6 protein-coding genes are annotated in these 5,793 nt (G+C 58.5%); all 6 read left to right on the forward strand.

The window, feature by feature from the left end; translation table 11 throughout:
* The first annotated feature begins 100 nt into the window (after positions 1–100).
* The 6 genes from PPP56_RS09635 (at position 101) to PPP56_RS09660 (ending at position 5,477) form a co-directional block, all read left to right on the forward strand.
* The gene (locus PPP56_RS09635; protein WP_353563830.1) at positions 101–724 is read left to right on the forward strand and encodes a response regulator transcription factor; all 624 of its coding nucleotides are present in this window, start codon (positions 101–103) and stop codon (positions 722–724) included.
* Between the two features lie 531 nt (positions 725–1,255).
* Positions 1,256–1,927: a hypothetical protein gene (locus PPP56_RS09640; RefSeq protein WP_353563831.1), complete on the forward strand. Its 672-nt coding sequence runs from the start codon at positions 1,256–1,258 to the stop codon at positions 1,925–1,927.
* 94 nt (positions 1,928–2,021) lie between these two features.
* Positions 2,022–2,420, forward strand: coding sequence for a hypothetical protein (locus tag PPP56_RS09645; RefSeq protein ID WP_353563832.1), 399 nt, complete (start codon positions 2,022–2,024; stop codon positions 2,418–2,420).
* 74 nt (positions 2,421–2,494) lie between these two features.
* The gene (locus PPP56_RS09650; protein ID WP_353563833.1) at positions 2,495–3,427 is read left to right on the forward strand and encodes a DUF58 domain-containing protein; all 933 of its coding nucleotides are present in this window, start codon (positions 2,495–2,497) and stop codon (positions 3,425–3,427) included.
* 163 nt (positions 3,428–3,590) lie between these two features.
* Entirely contained in the window at positions 3,591–4,577 is a 987-nt protein-coding gene (locus PPP56_RS09655; RefSeq protein WP_353563834.1) for a GDP-L-fucose synthase family protein, read from the forward strand.
* Between the two features lie 192 nt (positions 4,578–4,769).
* Complete coding sequence (locus tag PPP56_RS09660; RefSeq protein WP_353563835.1) at positions 4,770–5,477, forward strand: esterase family protein; 708 nt, start codon at positions 4,770–4,772, stop codon at positions 5,475–5,477.
* Positions 5,478–5,793 lie beyond the last annotated feature (316 nt).

Raw genomic sequence — 5,793 nt, forward strand, 5'->3', positions numbered from 1 at the left:
GCCTCAAAGGTGCGTTCCTACTCCGGTTTGCTTGTTCATGTCTTCGGACGGCTTACTGCTGCCGTGCTCATCCTCGCGCTCAACCCCTGATTCGCATATTATGATGCCAGGAATGGATGGCTTGGCACTGTGCCAGGCCATCAAAAACCATCCTGACATCGACCAAATTCCGGTTGTGTTCCTTACTGCGCTGGACGATTCGGATTCGCGCGTGCAGGGTTATGAGGTCGGGGGGGATGCTTATCTAACAAAACCCTTTAATGGTGAAGAACTTGAAGCGCTTATCGAGAATCTGGTACGTGCTCGCCAATCGATGCGTGATGATCCGAATAACGCAAGCCGTAATACACGTTCGGGCCACGCCCTTCTGGAAAGGGCTCCACTGCCTTTTGGAGAACAACTCGAAAGTATCATTGAGGCTCATCTTTCGGATCCTGATTTCGGGGTGGCCGAACTCGCAGATGCCATGGCAATGAGCCCTTCGCAACTCCGTCGGCAGATGGATGAGTTATACGAGCACTCCCCCGTACAACTCATCCGATATCGACGGTTAGAAGCAGGAGCAACGCTGCTGAAAAAACGCCCTGATGCCACCATTGGTGAGGTCGCTTATGCTGTCGGCTTCAATAGTCAGTCATACTTCTCACGTTCATTTAAAAAGGCATTTGGAGTCTCGCCCTCCGTGTTCCGCAAACGGTATAGCGACGAGGCCGATGTGAGTTAAGCGGCAGCGATTGCGACAAAATACGAGCCTCTTGGAAAAGCCAAAACAAGAATTATAAGTCCAAAAAGATGTGCGCTTATCACAATCACCTCTTCAACAGGTAGAGCGGCACCGTTACGTACGCTGCTGTGCGCGTCTCTCATGCTCAATCATGCCTGTCCCGTGCCCGCAAAAGGCGCATACAGGTATGAGCTAAAAGCAAAGCAAGAGGCACATCATAATTTCATATATTACGTGGACAATACGTACAAAACCTCGTCAGGTCTGCACATGATAGTGTCGGATTTGTGCATGCAGCAGTCAGATCTGTGCATGCCTCTGATTTGTGCATAGGTTTGCGCGGTCTGTGCACAAACAGGGCCGGAATACTCCCATACGTTCGAGGCGATACCACCGCCCCCAAGGCGGTTTAGATAGCCTAAACGTATACAGCCGGTTCTGGGAACGATGCCTACTATATTGCTGCCCTCTCATGTCAAGCATGTCTCCTATACGCGTCATACAAGGACGTTCACATGGCTCACAGCGCTTATGCTTCTTGTGGGGCTGACCGTGCCGCACACCAGCACTGCCCAGAGCATCTGGAGCAGCCCCTTCGACCCGGCCCCCGAAGACGAGCAGGAGGAGACGACCCCCTGGGGCGCCCCCAGTGAAACCCCCACCTACAGTAACCCGTGGGGCTCTGATGAGGAGGACGACGACCCCTGGGGCTACAACCCGTGGGACACCAGCTACGACGACCCCTGGGACACCTCCTCCAATCGTTCCGGCGGCTCCGACTGGTCGAGCGACTTCTACGACTTTGATGATCACAGCGGCAGTCGTTCCGCAGATCGGGTCGGGGATGGGCCAGCGATGGCAAATGACCTGGAATGTACAAGCAATCTTGACTGCCCGGGAAATAGGGTATGCTGTACCGACGAAGATGGAAGCACATCTTGCGGAAGTGGTGGGAACAACCCATGCGGAAACGGTCCCTCTGATGATGGAGATCCTACCCCCATTGATGACGACGAAGTTATTAACGATGACGGAGAAATCATTGATTGTGGAGGGGAAGGCCCTTTACCACAAGAGTGTGGGGAAATATGTGGCAATGGCAACGGTGTGGATTGCGCTGAAGTCGTTCCCGTCGACGGCGCTCTCCTCTACCTGGTCATAATGGGCGTTGCGTACGGCGTCTACAAGCTGCGTGGACTGTAATCCCTGGCCTATAGTTTATGCAGTCTGTTCAGACGACATGCGCATGTCCCCACCCGTGCGTGCTTTACATCCCCACCCCACCGTTTTCCGTCCCATGCATTATTCCGCTAACAAAATTGCCCAAGAACCTAATGCGCACGATCGCTTGCGCGCAACATCCTCGTCGACACATATCCTGCTCATTGACCAGAACGACGAGCTCCGTGGATTTGTGCGGGCCTGTCTTGCCGAGCACTGGCGCGTGAACGAAGTCACAGGGGTGCGCAGTGCGCTCCGGTGGCTCCGCAAAATGCCGCAGCGCAACATCGCGATTGTAGGCACGCTCCCCAAGTCAGAAGTGGATGTGTTGGGAGAGGCCCTACGGTCTATGCACGCAACGCGAACACTTGTTTTAAGAGCTACATCCGGCGTCCCCTCCTGGGCCGAGGCCGCGCTGCAGCATCCGTTTACCGCAACCGATCTGCGAGAGGCCGTGATGGTGCTTGAAGCCTAATCGCTTCTGAACCCACACACGCGCTACCGGGTACGCAACGTCCTATCCGGTCTTACGCACACAACGGTTTGAGTATGGCTACCTCGCCCGATGCCCTTCGCTTTCTGGATCCGGTGGCCGTGTCGCAGCTCGGCACCATGGAGCTGCGCGCGCGGTTCATTGTGGAAGGCTTCATGACCGGCCTGCACCGCAGTCCGTACCACGGCTTCTCCGTCGAGTTTGCCGAACACCGTCCGTACCACCCCGGCGACGAGCTGCGGCATGTGGATTGGAAAGTCTACGCCAAGACCGACCGCTACTATATCAAGCAGTACGAGGAGGAGACGAACCTGCGCCACTATGTGGTGCTCGACACCTCCGCCTCGATGCATTACCGGGGGCAGGCCGAGCTTAGCAAGCTGGAGTACGGCGCCTATCTGGCCGCCGGGCTGCATCATCTTATGCTTCAGCAGCGCGATGCGACCGGACTTATGGCGTTCGACGAAACCGTGCATACGGTGCGTCCGCCCAGCGCGGCGCCAAACCACCGGCGCATGCTTCTCAAAACGCTCGACGCCCTCACGCGGCGCGATGCCGCTGGCACCCAGACCAACGCCGCCAGCGCGCTCAACGAGGTGGCCGAGCGCATCGGACGGCGGTCGCTCGTCGTGGTCATCACCGATCTGTTTGAGAACGTGGGCGCGCACGACGATCTGCTTACGGCGCTGCGCCGGCTGCGGCACCGGGGCCACGAAGTCATTGTCTTTCACGTGCTGGAGGGCGCTACCGAGCGCCAGTTTCAGTTTCCAGATCGCCCCATGGTCTTCCGCGACGTAGAAACAGGCACCGAACAGACGGTGCACCCGGCGCAACTGCGCGAGCATTACGCGGAGGCCGCCGCGCACTTTATGGAGCGCTTTCGTCGCGCGTGCCTGGAGCATAACATCGACTTCGCCACGCTCGACACGCAGACCTCCTACCGCGAGGCGCTGCTGGCGTATCTCAATAAGCGACAGCGGATGTTGTAGCGCTGTGGGAGCCGTTCTACACATGTCATGCTGAACGGAGTGTCGCCACTACTTATTTTGGGCTGACATCCCGTTCGAAAGCCCCAGCGCAACACCGCGCCCAGCCCATTCGTAGGCACGCCGTCTCTGCGCGCATCCATTATCACCAACCCGCCCCTGTACCATGCACCTCACCGACCCCAACGCCTCCATCTACATTGCCGGACACCGTGGCATGGTCGGCAGCGCCATCTGGGACGCTCTCGAATCTGCCGGATACACCAACCTGATCGGGCGCACCAGCAGCGAGCTCGACCTGCGCAATCAGGCGGATACAAACGCCTTCTTTCAAGCGCAGCAGCCCGACTACGTCGTTGTGGCCGCGGCGCGCGTGGGGGGCATCCTCGCCAACGACCAGTACCCGGCGGACTTCCTGTACGACAATCTCGCCATTGAGGCCAATGTCATCCGGGCGGCGCAGCAGCAGGGCGTAGAGCGGCTCGTATTCCTCGGATCCACCTGCATCTACCCCAAGCACGCGCCCCAGCCGATGCCCGAAGACAGCCTGCTTACGGGTCCGCTGGAGCCGACGAATCAGTGGTATGCCATCGCCAAGATCGCCGGACACAAGCTGTGCCAGGCGTTCCACCGGCAGCACGGCAGCGATATGGTCACGCTGATGCCGACTAACCTCTACGGCCCCAACGACAACTTCGACCTGGAGACAAGCCACGTGCTGCCGGCGCTCATCCGCAAGTTTCACGAGGCCAAGGGCGCAGCCCCCGACGGCAGCGATGCGCCGGTGACGCTCTGGGGCAGCGGCACGCCCAAACGCGAGTTCCTCTACAGCCACGACCTGGCGGATGCGGTGCGCTTTGTGCTGGAAACGCCAGAAGACGCCTTGCGTGAGGCAGCCTACGAGGGGATGCTGAACGTAGGCGTAGGCGAAGACCTCTCGATCAATGAGCTGGCCGCGACCATCCAGGACGTGGTCGGCCACGACGGGCCCATTGAGCACGATCCCTCGAAGCCCGATGGCACGCCGCGTAAGCTGGTCGACACCACGCGCATGGACGCACTCGGCTGGTCGGCGCAAACCCGCCTGCACGACGGCATCCAGAAAACATACGACTGGTACCGCGAACACGAAGAGGAGTGGGTGGCGGCGTAGCTACTGGTTTAGTAGCTACCGGTTTAGGGACGGCGCTCCGGCAGCAAAAAAGAAACGGCGTATCCACCAGACCAGGCCCCGAGATAGAAATTTGTGCGCGGGATGCCTATCTTGGGCTATCTTTGGAACGCCGCACCCTGAGCGTGCGAAGAAGCCCGCTCCCAGAATATCTGATATTACAACTGAATATTTATGTACACTGACTACGTGCACTGGTGGAGTCCCCGCCTGGAGCGAACCATGGAGATCATGGTGTACGGGCACGCCGGTGCGCCCATCCTGGCGTTTCCGTCAAGCCAGGGGCGCTTCTACGAGTGGCGCGACTTCGGGATGGTCGATGCGCTTGCCCACCAGCTTCAGCACGGTCAGAACCAGCTCTTCTGTGTGGATGCGGTTGACGGGGAGAGCCTCTACAACCGGAGCGTAGACCCGTACGTGCGCATCAAACGGCATCAGCAGTATGAACAGTACGTGCTGCAGGAGGTGCTGCCCTTCATCCATGACCGGGCGACCTCCGACTTTGTGATTGCAGCCGGGGCCAGCTTTGGGGCCTACCATGCGGCCAATCTGGTGTGGAAGCAGCCCTGGTCGTTCGGGAAATTGATCGCAATGAGCGGCGCGTTCGACATCCGGTCGTTTATGGATGGTTTTTATGATGAAAATGTGTATTTTAGCAATCCGGTCGATTACCTGCCGAACCTGGAGGACTGGGGGACGCTCGACGCCATCCGGGATACGCACATTATTCTGACCGCGGGTGAGCACGATCCGTGTCGTGGCGCGAACGATCATATGAGCCACATATTGCACACAAAGGATATCGGGCACTACTACGAGCGTGCCAACGGGTTTGGCCATGACTGGCCGTGGTGGCACGACCAGATGCGGCGCCACGTGTAGCACGGGTCGGACTTCTTCCGCTTTGCTCCATCAGTCGGCCTCTGGGATCGTATCGGGTTTCTCCCTTTTAGCCAAGGAGGAGGTGTCTGCAGGATCACGCCTTCGGCGAAGCGCGGCAGACAGAGGGGGGGTGAGTGAGCATGCGACGATGTAAACCACGTGCCAATCACTTAACGTCTTACCGCTATCCCCAAATTTATCCTTACCAGCAGCAATACTACTGCTGTGTCACACGTGATTGTTAGGGTCCAAACTTGTCATCGCGAGGAGGGAGCCCTGCGACTGACGCGGCGATCTCATGCCGTGGATTGGGCGG

The sequence above is a fragment of the Longimonas sp. genome (assembly GCF_040409695.1).
In the GTDB taxonomy this organism is placed as follows: domain Bacteria; phylum Bacteroidota; class Rhodothermia; order Rhodothermales; family Salinibacteraceae; genus Longimonas.

What these genes read in the sequence shown, in the direction of transcription:
- PPP56_RS09645 (WP_353563832.1), top strand. Translation starts at nt 2,022, where the DNA reads ATGCATTATTCCGCTAACAAAATTGCCCAAGAACCTAATGCGCACGAT.
- PPP56_RS09650 (WP_353563833.1), top strand. Translation starts at nt 2,495, where the DNA reads ATGGCTACCTCGCCCGATGCCCTTCGCTTTCTGGATCCGGTGGCCGTG.
- PPP56_RS09655 (WP_353563834.1), top strand. Translation starts at nt 3,591, where the DNA reads ATGCACCTCACCGACCCCAACGCCTCCATCTACATTGCCGGACACCGT.
- PPP56_RS09640 (WP_353563831.1), top strand. Translation starts at nt 1,256, where the DNA reads ATGCTTCTTGTGGGGCTGACCGTGCCGCACACCAGCACTGCCCAGAGC.
- PPP56_RS09635 (WP_353563830.1), top strand. Translation starts at nt 101, where the DNA reads ATGATGCCAGGAATGGATGGCTTGGCACTGTGCCAGGCCATCAAAAAC.
- PPP56_RS09660 (WP_353563835.1), top strand. Translation starts at nt 4,770, where the DNA reads ATGTACACTGACTACGTGCACTGGTGGAGTCCCCGCCTGGAGCGAACC.